Below are 17,524 nucleotides of genomic sequence, written 5' to 3'. Positions count from 1 at the left end.
CAGTCTCAAGGTGCCGCCCGGGCGGTCGCCCGGTTCCAGCTGAAAAGGTTAAGCTCGATACAGAAAAAGGCCAGCAGCCACAAAAAGGCGTCCCAGAAATCAACCCATGCGGCCAGCAGGGCCCAATAAAAACAGGCCAGAACGATAACGGCGTAAAGAACGGGCCTTCAGGCCGATACTGATCCATATCAGCGGCTGTGTCAGCGCGCCCGACAAGTGCAGCAATACATCCGCCTGCAATATCAGCACGATCAGTAACCAGGCACCGGCATTGACGACGTCCGTCAGGCTCAGCCTCCGCATTCTGGCGGCGAGACCGGTGTCGGCCAGGATATGGATGTCCGGATGAACTGAAAAATCACCGGGCGCGAGACGCCGGCAATTGACCGGATCAAGCGGCTCATATCTGTCCAGATCGTTCGCCAGTGCCCAGTTCTGCCCGTCGGGGGCGCCGTCTGTATATTTGCACGGGTTTTGCGGCAAGGATGTTGTTTGCACCGGTTGGAAGCCCTGCATCATCCGGTAATTGCCCGCATACCCCGTCCACGCCAGCAGGGTGAAGGCATAGGCAACGGCGACAATGCCGCTGAGCCCCCATTTCAGTGTCCCTTTCAGGCGCGCGTCGGACAGGATGGAGGTTTCCAGTTCAAAGACGATCAGCAGAACAAACCAGGATATGGAATCGATGAAGGTCGCGAAAATCTCGGCCATGTCGCCCAGGGTGATGCCGTTACGGAAGGTATAGCCTGCTGCGGTATAGTCTTCCGCCAGGAAATACAGCGTGTTGACCAGCAGCAGACCGTACAGGACATATTTGAAAACGGTAAACCGGGCGGGAAAGCGGCTGTCGGTTTTCCGGGATGAAGATGCTGTCATGGGGACGGGGCCAATCGTGCTGTCTGCTTTTGACAGTGTGCGACGGATGGTATCATCACTGTCATCAACAGGACCATATGTGTTTTGACCGGTCAAGCGTTCCCCCGGACGACAGGGCCTGGGTGACAGGGCCTGGGTGACAGGACTTGGGCGACAGGACTTGGGCGACAGGGAAGTGTCATTGGGTGGCCCCACACAGGACTGTCAGGAGGGGAAAACGGCTGCGTTATGGTCTGGACGATTTTCTTGAAAAGAAATATCTCTGTTGTGCAGTCTCACTGATGGTCGTGACCGCAATCGGCTGTTTCGCTTCATCGGGGCCTTGTTTTTTATTTCGAACACTATGATTCACGATTCGATTCGTTTTATGGTGCCATGATTTTCAGTGTTGAACGATGCGGATATGCACACTCCTGTGCACCTCTCTTCGCTCAGCTGCCTTCGGACCGGCGATTCAGACGGACAGTATATGACGGCACGGAAACTACAGCGTTGGATCAGGCAAAATCTGCCATCGTCGAAGCTGGCGCGCTGGGCCGTCGGGTTGTTGCTGATCATCGGGGGCATCTTGGGCTTTTTACCGGTTCTGGGTTTCTGGATGCTGCCCCTGGGCCTGTATGTGCTCAGCATGGATTCACGGCCGGTCAGACGGTTTCGCCGCAGGCTCGACCTTTTCTTCGGTCGGGCCTGGTACCGGCTGCGCAACCGCCTGAGAGGGGAAAGAACGAGGAGGAGACAAAAACACCGTGACGGAAAAAACAGGTAACCCGCCCATTTCGCCTGAGGATATCGAAGCCGCCGCCGGACGCCTGGCGCAGCAGGCTGTACACACGCCCTTGCTGGAAAGCGATCTGGTGAATGCGGCCATAGGGGGACGCCTTCTCATCAAGCCCGAGTGTCTGCAACTGACGGGCAGTTTCAAGTTTCGCGGTGCCTACAATCGGCTTGTCCAGTTAGGCGACGCGGAAAGGGCCCGCGGCGTGGTGGCGTTTTCGAGCGGGAACCACGCTCAGGGCGTGGCGCTTGCCGCGCGAAAGCTTGGTATTCATGCCGCGATCGTCATGCCGGAAGATGCGCCCACGGTCAAAAAAGCCAATACGGCGGCATATGGGGCCGAACTGGTGCTGTATGACCGCTACCGGGAAAATCGCGAGGACATCGCGGCACGCCTGGCGGATGCGCGCGGTGCCACGGTTGTCCCGTCTTTCGACGATGTGCATATCATGGCCGGGCAGGGGACGGTCGGGCTGGAGATCGCCCGCGATCTCGGGTCCCGGGCGCTGACACCCGACCAGGCGTTGATATGTTGCGGGGGCGGGGGTCTCAGTTCCGGCAGTTTTACCGCCCTGAAGGCGGTTTTCCCGGACATGGATGCCTACACTGTTGAACCCGCCGGTTTCGACGATACCAGAAAATCCCTGCAAACCGGCAGACGGCACACGGTGGAACCGGGTGCCCGCTCCGTCTGCGATGCCCTGTTGTCACCCAGTCCGGGACGATTGCCCTTTGCCGTATTGTCGGCGCTGGGCGTGCGCGGTTTATGCGTGTCGGACGATCAGGCGCTGGATGCCGTGGCCACCGCCGCCGCATATTTTCATCTGGTGGCGGAACCGGGTGGCGCCGTGGCGTTGGCGGCCGCCTTGTCAGGACAGGTGGACTTGCAGGGCAAGGTGACGGTTGCCGTCATCAGCGGCGGCAATATTGACCCCGATCTTTTGGCGGGCTGCGTGAAACGGCAACCGGCATGGCCGGATGGGCCTTGAGCCGCGCGTGTCGGGGCAGGAGCGCCGTTCAAACACGGGGGCTTGGCGCGGGTTCTGCCTTGCGGTATAGAGCGTGAAGGCAAACCGTGTCTTTATGGGCCGCCATCTGCAGCATGGCGGATCAAGGTACCAATAAAGGGTGTTGAGGCGATGGAAATTCAGGAACAGGAACAGACATATACCGGCTTCATGGCATGGACGAAGCGGAGCCTCATCGCTATTATCATTGTTCTCGTACTGCTTGCCCTGTTCGTGGCGTAAAGCTGGGCGGCCAGGGCCTGCCCCGATTGTTCGGGAACTGAAAAAGGGCGGTCATGGTGCCGCCCTTTATGTTTGGCGCAGGTGGCGGAAACAGCGCCACCGCCCGGCTTCCGCACGGCGGTCCTAATGTTGGGCCAATCCCCGTGGCAGATAGTGATCGCCGCGAAATTCTCCGAACAGTTCTTCCACATCGGGATGATCGACCGGTTCGCCCGAACGGTCCGCTATCAGATTTTGCTGGCTGACATAGGCTTCATAGGCCGCTTCTTCATTCTCTGCCAGAAGATGATAAAAGGGCTGATCCTTGGACGGGCGGATTTCCGCCGGGATTGCTTCATACCATTCTTCGGTATTGGCAAATTCAGGGTCCACATCGTAAATCACGCCGCGAAACGGAAACATGCGGTGTTTGACCACTTGCCCGATATTAAAACGTGCCTGCCGTTTCGGATCGTTATGTTCGTTCATGTGTAGACATCACTCCTGTACATCTTTCATACCGTCAATAAAGGGCAGGATTTTGATCTGTCAATGGGCGCCGTCGGTCACGGAGGCATTATCTCTGCGAATGACAACAGGGACACAGCCGTCCTGTTCGTTTCCATACGGTAAATATGCTTTTACCGTCCGTCAGTTGGCGGCCCTGCCGCCGGCTGCCGGAATAGAGAGATATCCCGGCGGATTTTCCCGCCTTTATTTGCGTCTTGTTCCATGATCCGTTATGCGGATCAGATCGATATTTTTGGAGTGAGGGGCAAATATGCTGCGACAGTCCGTTTCAATCACAGCTCTGGTTCTGGCACTGACGGCCTGTGGTGAGGCACCCGAAACCCGGCAGGCAGCGGAAATTGCCGGTGCTGAAAGCCTTGTACAGGACCAGAATCTCCTCATTCAGACTTTTTTCGAAAAGGCGATGCAGGCGCGTCTGGCCTATAATCCGCTTCTGGCGGAACGTCTTGGGGACCGCCGCCGCAATGATTCCTGGCCGGACCTGAGTGACGACACCGCCGACGAGGTGCGCGTGTTGATGCAGGCGCAACTGGCGCAGGCAAGAGCGTTCGAGCCCGAGACATTGAACGAGGCCAATCGCTTAAGTCAGCGCCTGTTTGCAATCGATACCGAGCGCGCCATCACCCTCGATGACTGGCGCGATTACGGGTATCCGGTCAATCAGATGTATGGATGGCATACACTGGTTCCGACGCATCTGATGACGGTACACCGTATCGATACGGTTGCCGACGCCGAGGCCTATATCGTACGACTGGAAAAGGTCGGTGCCCTGATGGCGCAGGTGGTTGCTCAGATGTCGGCCCGGCAGGCGAAAGGGATCCTGCCGCCCAGGTTCGTGTTTCCAAAAGTGATCTCTGCGGCCCGCAATGTCATCAGCGGGGCCCCGTTTGATGGCGCCGGGACCACCCCCGGTGGAGACGATGCCGCCGGCGAGGACGGCGCGGGAAATGACGCGGAAAGCCTGGACACAGAAAATGGCGCTGGTGCGCGCGAGGCTGAAGACACGCTGCTGTTCGCGGATTTCAAGCGTAAGATTGCCTCTCTTAACCTGTCCGAACAGGAAACGGTACGCCTGCAATTGAGGGCGCAAGCGGCGCTTCTGACCGGTGTAAAGCCGGGATATGAGGCCCTGATCGCTGAACTTGAGCGGCAGGAGGCCCTTGCGACCACCGATGATGGGGTTTGGAAATTCCCCGACGGAGAAAACTTCTATGCCGGGGCTCTGGCCTATCACACCACAACCGACCTGACGGCCGACGAGATTCACGTTCTGGGTCTCTCCAATGTGGAGCGTATCCACGGTGAAATGCAGGCCATTATGGATAAGGTCGGCTTTGAAGGCACCTTGGCGGAGTTTTTTGATTTTACCCGCACGGACGAGCAGTTTTTCTTTGAAAATACGGAGGAGGGCAAGGCGCGCTATCTGGAACGGGCCCGTAACATTATTGAGGCCATGCAGGCCCGGGTGCCGGATTATTTTGATCTGATTCCGAAGGCGCCGATGGAAGTCCGCGCGGTTGAAGCCTTCCGCGAGCAATCCGCGGGCAAGGCTTTTTACCAGCGCGCGGCGCCCGATGGCTCCCGCCCGGGGATTTTCTACGCCAATTTACGCAACATGGCCGATATGCCCCTCTATCAGCTTGAGGCGCTGGCCTATCACGAAGGCATACCCGGTCATCATTTCCAAATCGCACTGGCCCAGGAATTGGAAGGGGTGCCTCTTTTCCAGCGTACCGCCCGGTTTACCGCTTTCAGCGAAGGATGGGGGCTGTACACGGAAGAGCTTGGCAAGGATATGGGCTTCTATCAGGACCCTTACAGTGATTTCGGCCGTTTGGCGATGGAACTCTGGCGGGCGTGCCGCCTGGTGGTGGATACCGGCATCCATGCCAGGAAATGGACTCGTGAGCAGGCCATTCAATATCTTGTGGACAATACGCCCAATCCGGAAGGGGATGCCATTGCGGCTATAGAGCGCTATATCGTCCTGCCCGGCCAGGCAACCGCCTATATGGTTGGCAAGCTGAAGATTATGGAATTGCGTAACAGAGCCATGAACAGGCTGGGGGGGCGTTTCGATTTCCGGGGATTTCACAGAGCCGTCCTCGGCAGCGGTTTCGTCCCGCTGTCGGTCTTGGAGGAAAATGTAAACGCCTGGATTGCCGAGCAGTCCTGAAATTCCCCATGGAGACCGCAAAGCCGGACTGTCGCTGAGCTTTTACGGATTCGTCACAGATTTGACAGAAACCTGTGATCAGCTAGCTTTCGAGTATCGGAAAGCGATAGCAGGTAAGACGTAAAATGGTTCAAGTGATCAACAATGAAGGGCTGCGCCGTGTCGCCCACGTGGTGTTGACCCAAAATCACCCCGCGAATTGGGAAGAAGCCCGGCGCCTTCTGGCAGCCCGGCTCGGTGCCTATGGTGCTGACCCCAGTGCTATGGAAGACGGCATTGCCGCCTATTTTACTGCGCGTCGCCCTCTAAGCTGATGCAGCGGCCCCGATCGGGGCGAGATGCGGGACGCGATAGCCAGTGCCCTGCGGCCATCTGCGGCTATGGCGCACCACCCAGACCGTGCCTGCGTGCCTGCTTTACGAAAGCGGATGGGTCATGCATCCGGTTCCAGCAACCGGTGCAGATGGACGACCACATATTTCTTCAATGCGTCGTCGACATTGGCTTGGCTGACCCTGCGCCAGGCTTTTTCAGCTTCCGCATAGCTCGGAAAAATGCCGACAATATCGACCTTGGCAAGATCGGCGAATTCCAGGGTTTGAGGGTCGGTGACGGTGCCGCCGAACACCAGGTGCAGCAGTTGTTTGTCGGACATGATTGTTTTCAACCCCTTTCAGGCATATTTGGTTTCTTGTCTCGCGGGTGAGGTCAAGGCTGACCGTCCCCGTCGCCGGTTGTTATTTTGCTGCTTCTTTATCAAATTCGATGGAGAAAGGCACGACTTGTTGTATAGCCGGGAGATCTCATTTCCAGATCGATCAATTGCCGATTGACCGGATGCTAAGAGGCAAAGCCGGACGGATTTGTAAAACAGGCTGGAAGAGCCAGGGGATTTTTCATGCAGACTTTTTTGATATCCATAAGCGGTGCGGATCGTGTCGGGGTTATCTCATCCGTGAGCGGCACACTCTATGATGCCGGCGTCAATCTGGCGGACGCCAGCTTTGCCGTACTTGGTGAGGGGTTCGAGTTTTCCGCCCTGGGCGAGGTGGAAGCCTCTGTCGGTGCCGGCGATATTCATGCCGCGTTGAGCGCTCTTGCCTGCCTTGAAGATGCCCGCATCAGTGTCGAGCCGGCGCCCTATGCCAGCGAGCGGCTGGAGCGTGGAGCGGTCACGCATATTGTTGAATTCAGCGGCGGTGACCGTCCTGGCCTTGTCGCCAGGATGAGTGAGGTCCTGCAAAACCACAATGCCAATATTGTACGGATGACAAGCCGGCGCACCGAGCGCGGCGGGACGGATGATTATCGCACGCGATTTGCCGTCAATGTCGCCGCGGCTGAGGTGGAGGTGCTGGAAAATGCGCTTTTCAATACGGCGGGCAGTCTCGGCCTTGCCTGCGAGATGAATGTCGCCCGGCCATAAAACCGGCCCGGCATAGCTGAAACACGCAATGATCCGTCGGCCTGGTGTCATCATATCAGACCGACGGCGTTGCGTTGTCCTCCCTGCTGTCAGTCAGCGCTTTGTGTGGGAGGATATTTCTCCCGCAATTCCGTGATCAGGCCGTCCATGCCCACTTCGCTGATACGCGCGGAGAAAACTTCACGATTGGTGATGACCAGATTGATGCCTTCCACTTCCAGATTGACGATCTGGAAGGTGCCGTCCTTCTTTCGGACGCGCCAGTCTGCAAGAAGAGGGTCGCCCGTGTCTGATTCCACCTTGGTGCGGACAAACAGATGGCCCCGTTTGCCGGGGGCCGGTACCGTACCGGTGACGATCAGGTCGCGAAAACCGATCTGTGTCATCCGGGTATCGAACTCCCCGATGATAAAGTCTTCCATCGCTGCCAGATAGGCCTGACGCTGCGCTGTCGATGCCGTGCGGTAATGACGGCCAATCATGGCCCGTGCCAGATAATTGACATCCGTGGCCGTGTTGAACAGGTCCCGAAACCCCTGTTGCCGTTCCGTCTCGGTCAAAGTGGCATCCGACCAGACGGTTTTCGTATCCTCGGCCAGCTTTTCGATAAAGGCAACTGCCCCATCAACATCATCCGCAGCCCGGTCCTGTGCAACGGATGATGCCACCTGTAAAACAAGGACAAGGCAAAAAACCGCAAGACGGTACAAAAAAACAGTATGGCGCATTTCTCTCCTCCTGGTCAGGAGACCTGCCGGCTGGCTGTTTGTGCCTTCTTGCGGCAACGCAGGTCTTATTCCGCGGTCATGGCGGCTTCGCGCAGATACGCCATCAGATCCTTGCGGTCCTGGGGCTTGCGCAATCCGGCAAAGGCCATCTTGTTACCGGGCAGAAAAGTCTTGGGCTGTGCAAGCCACTGGTCAAGTTTTTCTTCCGTCCAGACAAAGCCCGCATCCTGAAGGGCTTTCGAGTAGCGCGGGAAACTTTCAGACGTGCCGGCGGTCCGCCCGAAAACATTGTCCAGATTAGGTCCCATTTTCGGTCGTTTGGCAGCCGTCAGATTGTGGCAGGCCTTGCACCGGTTGAAGAGACGGCGCCCCTTTTCGGCGTTGCCTTCTGACGAAAGCGCGACCGAGGCCGGATCATCGTCCTGTGCGACCACGGGAACGGAAGAGGTGGCTGCAACCATCAGGGCGGCAATCAATGGCGCGCTTACGCGGATGAACCTTTGCATGGCTTTGGATCTCCTAAGCTGTGACAAATCAGTCGCTGTGTTTCGGTCAATACCGTTCCGCTTAATTCCGTTTACGGACGGTTTGCGTCAGTATTTTGACGATATGGTCTTAATCTGGCAGCGCAACCCCCTGCGGCATTGTGGCATCGGATCTTTGTCGGATGGGACGGGGAACCGGGTTTGCCTCTCCTTAACCCGTGACCTTGACGGTCTCTTCCGTGGGCCGGATTTCCCCGCTGCGCAGACGCGCGAAATAACTCTGCATCAAATCGCGCACTTCATGCCGCAGCAGATACAGGCCGACGATATTGGGAAAGCCCATGCCAAGCAGCATCGCATCGGCAAAGTCCATGACTGCGGTCAGCTGCATGGCCGAACCGATCACCAGCACCACAAGGTAGCTGGATTTGAAGGCCAGCTCTGCATTCGGTTTGTTGCCGACCAGATATAGAAAAGAACGCTGGCCATAATAGAACCAGGTGATCGACGTTGAAAAAGCAAACAGCACAACGGCTACGGAAAGCACGTATTTGAAGCCGACGATCACGCTGTCAAAGGCCTGCGAGGTCAGACTGATACCGATCGCGGTGCCACCGATCCGTGCGGCTTCTTGGGCCATTTCGGTTTCCAGGCTGCCCGTTACGATGATGACAAGGGCTGTCATGGTGCAGATGATGACGGTATCGACAAAAGGTTCCAGGAGAGCGACAAGACCTTCCGCCACCGGTTCACGCGTTTTGGCTGCGGCATGCGCGATTGAGGCGGAGCCTATGCCCGCTTCGTTTGAGAAGGTCGCCCGCCGCAGACCCTGGATCATCACGCCTATGATACCGCCCGTGATACCCTCGCCGGTAAAGGCCCCGGCGAAAATCTGTCCGAAAGCGCCCGGAATTTCCGTGATATGGGTGCCCAGAATGACCAGCGCCGCGGTGACATAAATCCCCGCCATAACCGGCACCAGAAATTCTGTCACATGGGTGATTTGCCGGATGCCGCCAATGATCACCATGCCGACGGCAATCGAGAACAGGATGCCGAAGATCCACGGGCGGCCGTAAAAAAGACTGTCCGTTCCGCCGGTCAATTCCGCCATCACATTGGTGAATTGTGTTGAAGACTGATTGACCTGGAACATGTTACCGGCACCGAAAGCGCCGCCGATGCAGATCAAAGCGGCCATGACGGCGAGAACTTTGCCAAGGCCGGGTCGGCCAAGCCGGGCCAACCCTTTGGACAGATAATGCATGGGGCCGCCTGAGACGACGCCGTCCGCGTCGATCTCGCGGTATTTCAAACCCAGCGTACATTCGGTGAATTTACTGGTCATGCCGAACAGACCGGCCAGGATCATCCAGAAGGTGGCGCCCGGCCCGCCGATTGTCAGGGCGATGGCCACGCCGGCGATATTGCCAAGGCCGACCGTACCGGACAGGGCCGCTGTCAATGCCTGAAAATGCGTGACCTCGCCAGGGTCGTCCGGATCATCATATTTGCCCGAAACAATTCTGAGAGATTGCCGAAAGCCGCGTAAATTGACGAAGCCCATGTAAAAAGTGAAAAAAACCGCCCCGCCAAGCAGCCATATGACGATAAAGGGAAATCCGGGTGCACCGTCGATGATGAAGTCGAGTGGAATCTCGAAGAAAATGATGCCTGAAATAAAATCGGTAACTGGTGAAATCGTGTCATTGACCAAATCGGAGAAGCTTCTGCTGCCCGCTGTCGCCCCGTCTTCTGCCGCTACTGCGGCTGTTGTTCCGGCGATCAGTGCGGCCAGTCCGGCCAAAATACGGTTCATACCAACACCCTTCGGCTGTTATCTTTGCTTTTTCGCAAAGCCGCTTATGCAGTGCACGCCGGGCGGAAGTCGTATGGTTTCCGCCTTTTAAGCGGGAACACCACACCGTCCTACCGCGCCAATTTAGCTTAAATATCGAGATAAAGCTTGGGGCGAACAAAACGAGCAGCTAAAATCGCGCGCATGCTAGCGGCTTGATGCCTGTGGCACAACTCAAAGATCGTCACAAAGCTGACATATTATTAACTGTTTTACGGTATTCGCCTTTGAGAATTGGCTTTGATGTTTAAGCGATTGAGCCATCTCGGTTATGGGAAGGGGAGCCGTCATTGCACCAGCACCCGACCCCGGCTTGAACCGTCATGCGAAGTGCATGGTGTTATTGCGGTGGGTAAGCCGCACCTGTCATTGGCAGGTTTTGTAGCGTCAAGGTAAGGAAGGGCTGTTTGTGTCCGACAAAAAACTGACCAGCGCCGATGTCGCGCGTCTTCTGCAGGATCCTAATGAGGAAAACCGTGCCGATGCGGCTGTCAAAGTTGCCGATACATTCGCCAGTGCGGATCTAAGCGACACCGAGCGTGCCATCGCAAAGGATATTTTTCGTGCCATGGTCCGCGATGCCGCGGTCCGGGTGCGTCAGGCGTTGTCGGAAAGCCTGAAAGAGAATCCCGACGTGCCGCATGATGTGGCGCGGAGCCTTGCAAAAGATGTCGAAGACGTTGCTCTGCCCGTTATCGAAAAGTCCAGTGTTCTGACTGACGAAGATCTGATTGAAATCGTTAGAACGCGGGGGGCTGCCCTCCAGCAGGCCGTTGCGGGCCGTGAAGCGGTTTCCGAGGACGTTGCCGATGCCCTTGTCGATACAAGGGACGAAAATGTCGTTGCCACTCTTGTCGCCAACGAGGGAGCCGATATTGCCGGCGGCACTTATGACAAAGTGCTCGACGCCTTCAAGGACAGCGACATTGTCAAAACCCCGCTTGTCCAGCGGGGCGAATTGCCGATTTCCGTGGCGGAGCGGCTGGTGACGATGGTGTCCGAGCGTTTGCGCGAACATATCATGACCCATCACGAGATTTCTTCGGGTATGGCCGCCGACCTGCTGCTGGCCAGCCGGGAAAGGGCAACGGTCTCTCTGCTGGACGGCAGCGAGACGGAAACCACGGTTGCCGAGCTTGTGGATCAGCTGCAACGAAATGGCAGGCTGACGCCAACGCTGATCGTTCGGGCACTGTGTATGGGCGACACCACATTTTTTGAGGCGGCCCTGGCTGCCCTTGCCGACATTCCCACGGCAAATGCCTATACGCTGGTACACGACCGTGGTTCTCTTGGCATGAAAAGGCTTTTTGAGGCTGCGGGCATTCCGCCCCAGTTCCTGAAGGTGGCACGCGCCGCGCTGGAAGTATCTGCTGAGATGATAGCCACCGGCGGCGATGACCGTGAAATGTTCAGGCAGTTGATGATCGAACGGGTGCTGACGGCGGTTGAAGACGAGGTCGACACCGAAAACCTTGATTATCTGATCGGCAAATTGCAGCGCGTCGAACGGCATGATGAGGATCTGGCACTTCAGAATGGTTGAGTGCCGCTGACCGGTTATCCTGCATCCCGTGTCAGCCACAAGGCGAGGTCCGGCCAGATCAAAAGGGTGACAAGACCCGCGAGCTGCAACAATACAAAAGGGAAAATCCCTTTATATATGGTGCTAAGGCTCAGCCCGTCCGGGGCGGCTCCTTTCATGTAAAACAGGGCGAAGCCGAAGGGCGGCGTCAGAAAACTGGTTTGCAGGTTGACCGCCATCAGGACGGCAAACCAGACCAGTGTCGGAGCGCCTGCCGGAACATGACCGGCAAAGTCCAGACCGGCTATCACAGGTGCGAAGACCGGCAGGATAATCAGCGTGATCTCGATCCAGTCGAAAAAAAAGCCAAGCAGAAAGGTCGTTAACATCAACGCCGCCAGAATGCCCCAGGATCCGACCCCGCTCGCCTCGATCATGGCGATCAGGCTGTCATGCCCTCCCAGCAGCGCAAAGACATAGGAAAACGCGGTCGCGCCAACGAACAGGCCGAACAGCATCGCGCTTGTCAGGGCCGTGGTTTCCACCACATCCTGCATCGTCGCCCGCGTCAGCTTGCCCCTGATTGCCGCAAGTATCAGTGCGCCGGCAGCGCCGACACCGCTGGCTTCTGTCGGTGTTGCAATGCCGCCGAAAATAGAGCCCAGAACCACAAGGATGAGTATGGTCGGCGGTGCCAGGCTTTTGAAGATATCGCCTGTCCCAAGCGACTGGTCATCTGCCGCGCTTTTTGACATTTGCGGTGCGAGATGGGGTGCCATACTGACACGCATGGCGATATAGGCCATATAAAGCCCCGCCAGCATCAATCCGGGTACAATGGCAGCCATGAACAGGGCCCCGGTGGATATGCCCAACAGGTCCGCCATGACAACCAGCATGATGGATGGCGGCAACAGGATGCCAAGAGTGCCGGATGCGGCAATGGTTCCGGTCGCCAGTGTGCCGTCGTATCGGTGTTCCAGCATGACGGGCAATGCCATAAGCGTCATCATGACGACGCTGGCACCGATTATACCCGTGGTCGCGGCAAGGATGACGCCAAGAAGCGTGACGGACAGTGCCAGACCGCCGGGCACCCTGTGTGTCATTTTCTGCAACGTGGCCAGCAGGTCGCGGGCAATACCGCTTTTTTCCAGCATTGTTCCCATGAAAACAAACATCGGGATGGCCACCAGGACTGTTTTGGAGACCACCCCGCCGAAGATGCGGCTGACCACCAGAAAAAAGCTGGCGGGATTTTCACCGGCGAACAGAACCGCCACCGCCCAGAACAGAAGCGCGACGCCGCCCAGTATGAAGGCCACGGGCAACCCGCTGAACAAAAGCGGTGTCAATACGGCAAACATCAGGAAAGGCATCAGCTCACCAAAGGTGACATCGGGCATGGAATTCTTTCCCCTCAGGTGCGGCTGCTTATGGTGCGTTGTGCTGCTGCGAAACGGGTTTTACCCGCCGTTTCAGCCGTACCGGTCAGATAGACGATGGCTTCCAGAAAGCGTGCTGTCCCGGCCAGGCCGAGCAACGCCACCCCGAGGATCATAACGCCCTTTATGATCCAGCGGTTGGTCAGACCCGTGGGAGATGCGGATGCTTCTTCATAAGCAAAACTGATGGCAACATAGTCGCCGCCATAGATCAGCAACATCGTTACATAAGGCAGCAGGAAAAGCGTACAGCCGGCGAGTTCCACCCACGCGCGGCGCCGCGCCGACCAACGGTCGCTTAGAAGTTCGATCCGCACGTGAGCGCCGCGAATATAGGCCCACCCAAGGCACAGCAGGAACAGGGCTCCGTGCAGGTGCCATTCCAGTTCCTGCAATTGGGTCGAACCGACAACAAACCAGTGCCGCAGAGTGACATCGAAGACGATGACCGCCATCAGAATGACACTGAGCCAGGCGGCCCGGCTTCCGATCCAGATAACCGGCGTTTCCAGAATTCGTGCAATATTCAAAAGAATAGCCACAACTAGTCCCGGACGCTGCGGCGAAGATAACCACGGTCGAACCAGCCGCGATAGGTTTCGCGGAAAGCCTGCAAGGACGCCCAGACTTCTGCGAAGGTGGCATCATCTTCGGCCAGTTCATCCGCGACCTGCATCCAGGCTGTTTCCAAGGACTGCAGAATTTCGGGAGACCATGTATGAATGGTTACGCCGGCGGCAGCGATTTTGCTCATGGCTTCGGTCTGAAGCGCCTCGCCCTCGGATAATCCTTCGCGAATATTGGCTGAACAGGCAGCTTCGATCAGGGATTGCTGGTGGGGACTCAATCCGTTCCATGCATCCAGATTGATGATTAATTCAAAAAAGGTCGATTGCTGATGCCAGCCAGGCAGATAGTAATGTTTTGCGACTTCATGCAGGCCCATCCGGTAATCGACGGCGGGCATGGCATATTCGCTGGCGTCGATGGTTCCCAGTTCCAGGGCCTGATAAATCTCTCCGCCCGCGATCAGTTGCGGGGCCGCGCCGACTTTTTCCAGCACTTTTCCGCCCAGGCCGAAAAAACGAATTTTCAGACCCTGAAAATCTTCGATACCGGTAATCTCGCGTTTGAACCAGCCGGAGGCTTCAGGCGGGCTCAGACCGCAGATAATCCCATGGATGTTATGGCGGTGATAAATGCGTTCAAAAAGGGCTCTGCCGCCTCCATGGTCATACCAGGCCAGATATTCCGGTGCTGCCGGGCCGAATGGAACGGATGAAAAAAGCTGAAGGGCCGGTTCTTTGCCGGCCCAATATCCGGATGTGGACCAACCGGCTTCGATCGCGCCATAGCTGACAGCATCGAAAGTTTCAAAAGGCGGCGCCAGAACGCCGGGTTCGTAAAAGGCAAGGTCGATACGCTCTCCGGACAGGCTGTGGATTTTTTCGGTAACGCGTTTGCCCATGGTGCCGATAATCAGCAGGGTCGATGGATATGTGCTGGAAAGACGCCAGGTGACAGGGGTATCGGCTTCTTCCGGCTGCTTAGGGACACTGTCCGTTTCAGGCTGTTGGCCGCAAGCGACCGTCAGGGCTGGTATAATCAGGACCAGCCTTTTGAGAAAAATCGAAAACGCTGTTGCTTTCATGAAACTCAATCGCAAGGTTTTGACCGGCAGTAGACCGCCGACGATGATAGCCGGCTGCCGCTGAAACGCATGTCGGTCTCGAGGGCTCTGTCTTTAAGACATTTTTTTCAGGGCTTGTGCCAGCAGAACGTACAGTTTGCCCATGTCGGAGGAGATCAGCGTCACCGAAAGGGTGTTGTCCCGTTCTCCGACCATGGCCCGTTCCATCATGGTTTCAAAGTCGCGCATGTAACGCGTGGCGGCTTCCTTGAACTCCGTATCGCCGCGAAATTTCTCTCCGATCAGTTTCTTCACCCTTCGGTCGGCTCTGCCCAGCGTCCTGCGTATGAAAATTGACCGGTCGCCGTTCAGATAAGCCTGCCACGCGCTATCCGGGATGTCCTGGCTCAGCGCTTTGTCAATGTCGATGGACAGGGAGTGCAGGCTTTCCATCAGCAATTTCGATGTCCGGGTGAAGTCACTTTTACCGCTTTTGGCCGCGCGCTTTTCAAGTTCTGCGCTCTGGGCGATGAACTGTGCCGCTTTTTCCGCGATCTTTTCAGCTTCGCGCCCCAGACGGACGGCCAGGAACGCTCCTTCTTTTTCCGCGGTATCGGCGGTTTCCTGATAGTCCGCCAGCATTCTGGAAAGGGTTGCCTGCATTTCTTCTTTCAAGAAGGTGACACGCTCTGTCGCTTGTGTGGAAAGTTCGTCCAGCCCGGCGCTCAACTCCGTCTTGGTGTCGCTGACGGCATGGCGCATGGCCTCGCGGGCGCGAGAGGTTTCATCCATCAGGGTCTGACTGGCGGAATCCAGCCTGGTCGCGGCCTCCATGGATCCTTCCGCGAACCGGTCCACTTCCCGCGACAAACCATCGGCGGCCGTATTCAGTCGTGTGACGACTTTTTCCGCTTCCTGTCTGATTTTACCCCGTTCGCCGGCAAAGGCATCGGCTGCCGCGCCAAGCGAACGGCCGGCCGCGCTCAGTTCCTCGCGAAGGCCTTCGCTGTCATTGCCGAATTTGCCGGCAACGGCAACCATGCGTTCATGGGCCGCTTCCGCTTCATCAGCGAGAGACCGCATCAGATTGCCCACCTTGGCTCTTGCGCCGTCAAGCCTGTCCTCGCTGGTTTCGGCGGCGTCGCTCAATGCCCTTGCACGCTCGGCGAAACGCTCTGTCGCCTCCAAAAGCCGATTGCCGGCATCATCGCTGGTGGCGATCAGCGCATCGCGCTCATTACGCAGGTCTTCTTCAAGGTGGGACAGTTTTCGACGTGTTTCTTGCAGGCCCTCGGACAGGGCCATTTGATGCTCGTCCATGCGGCTCCGCACCCCTTCCATGGTGCCGGCGGCGTCACTGGCTGCCCCGGCGAGGGAAGCACTGTTTTCCGCGAGGCGGTTTGCCTGCGTTTCCAGACTGTCGCCGGTTGTGCGGCCTGCATTGTCAAGGGCACTCATCTGCCGCTCTATTTCATTGGCGGCATTGTTGAGATGGGCGGTCATGCGGGCGAGGTTCTGGTCAAACAGCTCGGCAAGGCGTTCGGAATTGGCGGCGAGCTGGGTTTCAGCACTGTCCGCCTGTGCCAGAGCCCGTTCATGGATGGTACGGCTGGTCTCCAGAGCACGCTCACAATGTTCGGCAAAGGCGCTGCCGGCCTCGGACAGAAGGCTTTGCGCCCGTTCCACGGTCCCGACAACGAGATCCGTCATGCTGCCCGCCTGTTTCGAGACCTGGGTGTTGACATCGGATGTTTTGCTGAGAGCCTCTTCCGCCGCACTTTTCACTGTCTCCACATGCGCTTTCAGACTGTTTTCTATCTTGGCGGATTCGCCGGCAGCCAGTTCGGCAAGCTCGTGCAGGACATGCGCCTGGGTTTTCATATGGTCCGACAATTCGGCGGAGCGGCCTTCCAGGCCTATGACATCCTTGCGCAATTTCTCCACGCCGCCGTGCAGGAAGTCTCCAACGGACTGAAGGCGCAATTCCACATCCACGGCAAGCTGTTGAAGGGATTTGGCTTTGCCGTCCATCAGGTCGCCCGTATCGGCAAGGCGTTTGGCGACATCCTCGCTGGAATCATTCAGAGTGCCGAGGCTTTCATCCAGGTGGCTGCGGGCATCGCGCGCGGTTTCCGCCGCTTTTTCGCCGGCTTCCGCCATGCGGGCACGGATTTCGCCCATTTGCGCTTCCAGGCCATTGATCCGGTCCTCAACATTGGTGACAAGCGCGCTTACGGCGTCCCGCTCGCGTGCAAGGGTATCCCGGATGCTGGATGTGCGCGCTTCGGCGTCGGCCGTTGCCGTAAAAAGATTGGAAATCTGTTCCTGAAACCGGTTTTCAAGATGTTTAACCCGGTCCGAAGCCAGATCTGCGACCGCATCGATATGGTCCAGTTCCTTGATGATACCTTTGTGCAGTTGTGCCAGACGTACTTCTGCGGCCTCGACAGGTGACATGGCGCGGTGCAGATGCTGCGCCAGTGCCACGCGTCGCTCAATAAGCGGGTCGGTACGCTGAAAGGCCAGGGCAATCAGCCAGGCTATGGCTATCGGTGTCGCCACGCCGGCGACGAGTGCGGCAAGATCGGTAACAGGCAGGCCGATGACTGAGTTCAGTCCGGTTCGGTACAAAAGCCAGCCGGTCAGAATAAGCCACAGTCCAGAAACGGCACCTGCTGCTGTGACCGGCCACAATCTGCGGGAGCCGCCAGTTCTTTTTGCCGCGACTTCCGGCTCCGGTTCCGGTGTGTTCGGAGCGCCTGTTTTCCCCTCTGCTGCATCGGGAAAGTCGAAATTTGCCGTTGTCATGCCCTTAGCCTTGATAAAAGCGTCATAAAT

17 protein-coding genes are annotated in these 17,524 nt (G+C 57.3%); 7 read left to right on the top strand and 10 right to left on the bottom strand.

The features are described from left to right. Positions 1-99: 99 nt before the first annotated feature. Positions 100-876 carry a hypothetical protein gene (locus BXY39_RS08060; RefSeq protein ID WP_147453511.1) on the bottom strand — a complete coding sequence of 259 codons (777 nt, stop codon included), beginning with the start codon at positions 874-876 and terminating at the stop codon, positions 100-102. Positions 877-1,345: 469 nt separating this feature from the next. Here BXY39_RS08060 and BXY39_RS08055 point away from each other — a divergent pair, with 469 nt between their 5' ends. The 3 genes from BXY39_RS08055 to BXY39_RS08045 all read left to right on the top strand — a co-directional run bounded on the left by BXY39_RS08055 (position 1,346) and on the right by BXY39_RS08045 (position 2,900). Continuing rightward, positions 1,346-1,642 (top strand): hypothetical protein, encoded by a 297-nt coding sequence (locus BXY39_RS08055; RefSeq protein ID WP_121938305.1) that lies wholly within the window; start codon positions 1,346-1,348, stop codon positions 1,640-1,642. Further along, positions 1,623-2,639: a threonine ammonia-lyase gene (locus tag BXY39_RS08050; RefSeq protein ID WP_245999010.1), complete on the top strand. Its 1,017-nt coding sequence runs from the start codon at positions 1,623-1,625 to the stop codon at positions 2,637-2,639. Before BXY39_RS08055 ends, BXY39_RS08050 begins: the two co-directional genes overlap by 20 nt. 150 nt (positions 2,640-2,789) lie before the next feature. Then, complete coding sequence (locus BXY39_RS08045) at positions 2,790-2,900, top strand: aa3-type cytochrome c oxidase subunit IV (protein ID WP_121938304.1); 111 nt, start codon at positions 2,790-2,792, stop codon at positions 2,898-2,900. Between the two features lie 123 nt (positions 2,901-3,023). Here BXY39_RS08045 and hspQ read toward each other — a convergent pair whose 3' ends face one another. Beyond that, positions 3,024-3,368 carry a heat shock protein HspQ gene (gene hspQ / locus BXY39_RS08040; RefSeq protein ID WP_121938303.1) on the bottom strand — a complete coding sequence of 115 codons (345 nt, stop codon included), beginning with the start codon at positions 3,366-3,368 and terminating at the stop codon, positions 3,024-3,026. A 292-nt stretch (positions 3,369-3,660) separates the two neighbouring features. On the opposite strand from hspQ, the gene BXY39_RS08035 reads away from it, so the two are divergent. Further along, on the top strand, positions 3,661-5,589 hold the full coding sequence (locus BXY39_RS08035; protein WP_121938302.1) for a DUF885 domain-containing protein: 1,929 nt from the start codon (positions 3,661-3,663) through the stop codon (positions 5,587-5,589). A gap of 125 nt (positions 5,590-5,714) precedes the next feature. Next, a complete protein-coding gene (locus BXY39_RS08030; protein WP_121938301.1) occupies positions 5,715-5,903 on the top strand; it encodes a hypothetical protein in 189 nt (62 codons plus the stop codon). 119 nt (positions 5,904-6,022) lie between these two features. Here the strand turns inward: BXY39_RS08030 and BXY39_RS08025 are convergent, their stop codons facing one another. After that, entirely contained in the window at positions 6,023-6,244 is a 222-nt protein-coding gene (locus tag BXY39_RS08025; RefSeq protein WP_121938300.1) for a DUF4170 domain-containing protein, read from the bottom strand. Between the two features lie 243 nt (positions 6,245-6,487). On the opposite strand from BXY39_RS08025, the gene BXY39_RS08020 reads away from it, so the two are divergent. After that, positions 6,488-7,015, top strand: a complete 528-nt coding sequence (locus tag BXY39_RS08020) for a glycine cleavage system transcriptional repressor (protein WP_121938299.1) — start codon at positions 6,488-6,490, stop codon at positions 7,013-7,015. Positions 7,016-7,104: 89 nt separating this feature from the next. Here the strand turns inward: BXY39_RS08020 and BXY39_RS08015 are convergent, their stop codons facing one another. From BXY39_RS08015 to BXY39_RS08005, 3 genes are all read right to left on the bottom strand, one after another. Then, a complete protein-coding gene (locus BXY39_RS08015; RefSeq protein ID WP_121938298.1) occupies positions 7,105-7,743 on the bottom strand; it encodes an MlaC/ttg2D family ABC transporter substrate-binding protein in 639 nt (212 codons plus the stop codon). A gap of 65 nt (positions 7,744-7,808) precedes the next feature. After that, positions 7,809-8,249: a c-type cytochrome gene (locus tag BXY39_RS08010; protein ID WP_245999009.1), complete on the bottom strand. Its 441-nt coding sequence runs from the start codon at positions 8,247-8,249 to the stop codon at positions 7,809-7,811. 190 nt (positions 8,250-8,439) lie between these two features. Beyond that, positions 8,440-10,047, bottom strand: a complete 1,608-nt coding sequence (locus BXY39_RS08005; protein ID WP_121938297.1) for an alanine/glycine:cation symporter family protein — start codon at positions 10,045-10,047, stop codon at positions 8,440-8,442. Between the two features lie 448 nt (positions 10,048-10,495). Here BXY39_RS08005 and spbR point away from each other — a divergent pair, with 448 nt between their 5' ends. After that, on the top strand, positions 10,496-11,632 hold the full coding sequence (gene spbR / locus BXY39_RS08000) for a SpbR family protein (protein ID WP_121938296.1): 1,137 nt from the start codon (positions 10,496-10,498) through the stop codon (positions 11,630-11,632). A gap of 14 nt (positions 11,633-11,646) precedes the next feature. On the opposite strand, the gene BXY39_RS07995 is transcribed toward spbR, so the two are convergent. From BXY39_RS07995 to BXY39_RS07980, 4 genes are all read right to left on the bottom strand, one after another. Continuing rightward, entirely contained in the window at positions 11,647-13,017 is a 1,371-nt protein-coding gene (locus BXY39_RS07995) for a TRAP transporter large permease (protein ID WP_121938295.1), read from the bottom strand. 14 nt (positions 13,018-13,031) lie between these two features. Then, positions 13,032-13,598: a TRAP transporter small permease subunit gene (locus tag BXY39_RS07990; RefSeq protein ID WP_245999008.1), complete on the bottom strand. Its 567-nt coding sequence runs from the start codon at positions 13,596-13,598 to the stop codon at positions 13,032-13,034. Between the two features lie 2 nt (positions 13,599-13,600). Beyond that, positions 13,601-14,707 (bottom strand): TRAP transporter substrate-binding protein, encoded by a 1,107-nt coding sequence (locus tag BXY39_RS07985; protein WP_245999007.1) that lies wholly within the window; start codon positions 14,705-14,707, stop codon positions 13,601-13,603. Between the two features lie 93 nt (positions 14,708-14,800). Then, complete coding sequence (locus tag BXY39_RS07980; protein ID WP_147453510.1) at positions 14,801-17,494, bottom strand: coiled-coil domain-containing protein; 2,694 nt, start codon at positions 17,492-17,494, stop codon at positions 14,801-14,803. Positions 17,495-17,524 lie beyond the last annotated feature (30 nt).

Source organism: Eilatimonas milleporae (assembly GCF_003688555.1).
GTDB classification, from domain to species: Bacteria; Pseudomonadota; Alphaproteobacteria; order Sphingomonadales; family Kordiimonadaceae; genus Eilatimonas; species Eilatimonas milleporae.
The sequence above is the reverse complement of the archived record's forward strand: the minus strand, read 5'-3'. Positions and strand labels throughout refer to the sequence as shown.

Excerpts from the sequence above, each read along its gene's own strand:
- BXY39_RS08055 (WP_121938305.1), top strand. The coding sequence starts at position 1,346 with ATGACGGCACGGAAACTACAGCGTTGGATCAGGCAAAATCTGCCATCG.
- BXY39_RS08035 (WP_121938302.1), top strand. The coding sequence starts at position 3,661 with ATGCTGCGACAGTCCGTTTCAATCACAGCTCTGGTTCTGGCACTGACG.
- hspQ (WP_121938303.1), bottom strand. The coding sequence starts at position 3,368 with ATGAACGAACATAACGATCCGAAACGGCAGGCACGTTTTAATATCGGG.
- BXY39_RS08020 (WP_121938299.1), top strand. The coding sequence starts at position 6,488 with ATGCAGACTTTTTTGATATCCATAAGCGGTGCGGATCGTGTCGGGGTT.
- BXY39_RS08015 (WP_121938298.1), bottom strand. The coding sequence starts at position 7,743 with ATGCGCCATACTGTTTTTTTGTACCGTCTTGCGGTTTTTTGCCTTGTC.
- BXY39_RS08005 (WP_121938297.1), bottom strand. The coding sequence starts at position 10,047 with ATGAACCGTATTTTGGCCGGACTGGCCGCACTGATCGCCGGAACAACA.
- BXY39_RS07985 (WP_245999007.1), bottom strand. The coding sequence starts at position 14,707 with ATGAAAGCAACAGCGTTTTCGATTTTTCTCAAAAGGCTGGTCCTGATT.
- BXY39_RS08025 (WP_121938300.1), bottom strand. The coding sequence starts at position 6,244 with ATGTCCGACAAACAACTGCTGCACCTGGTGTTCGGCGGCACCGTCACC.
- BXY39_RS08045 (WP_121938304.1), top strand. The coding sequence starts at position 2,790 with ATGGAAATTCAGGAACAGGAACAGACATATACCGGCTTCATGGCATGG.
- BXY39_RS08030 (WP_121938301.1), top strand. The coding sequence starts at position 5,715 with ATGGTTCAAGTGATCAACAATGAAGGGCTGCGCCGTGTCGCCCACGTG.
- BXY39_RS08060 (WP_147453511.1), bottom strand. The coding sequence starts at position 876 with ATGACAGCATCTTCATCCCGGAAAACCGACAGCCGCTTTCCCGCCCGG.
- BXY39_RS08010 (WP_245999009.1), bottom strand. The coding sequence starts at position 8,249 with ATGCAAAGGTTCATCCGCGTAAGCGCGCCATTGATTGCCGCCCTGATG.
- BXY39_RS07980 (WP_147453510.1), bottom strand. The coding sequence starts at position 17,494 with ATGACAACGGCAAATTTCGACTTTCCCGATGCAGCAGAGGGGAAAACA.
- BXY39_RS07995 (WP_121938295.1), bottom strand. The coding sequence starts at position 13,017 with ATGCCCGATGTCACCTTTGGTGAGCTGATGCCTTTCCTGATGTTTGCC.